The following is a 247-nucleotide window of genomic DNA, read 5'->3' on the forward strand; positions in this document are numbered from 1 at the left end:
GGATCGGCTGTTCGGGGTTTGTGAGTTTGATCGCGCCGTCCGCCGCTGTTTACGCAGCCACCGGAGCGCCGGCCGCTGGAGCGCCCGCCGCTAACAGCGCCGCGGCCGGCACGTCGCTCAACGCTGCAACGGCTGCTGCGCCGCAACCGCCCGCGCCCGCGGCGAAATCCGCTGCGGCGGCAACGAGCGCTGAAAGCGCGCCGGCTGCCGCACCGGCCGCGAACAGCGCGACGAGTTCCGGCAACGC

General features: G+C 73.7%; 1 protein-coding gene. It reads right to left on the minus strand.

Going from position 1 to position 247, the window contains the following annotated elements; all coding sequences use genetic code 11:
- Positions 1 to 49: 49 nt before the first annotated feature.
- Positions 50 to 247 (minus strand): hypothetical protein (locus SB717_RS38500; RefSeq protein ID WP_410908482.1); only part of this gene is annotated, 198 nt, incomplete at its 5' end.

It is taken from the genome of Priestia sp. SIMBA_032 (assembly GCF_046535215.1).
Lineage (GTDB): Bacteria > Bacillota > Bacilli > Bacillales > Bacillaceae_H > Priestia > Priestia aryabhattai.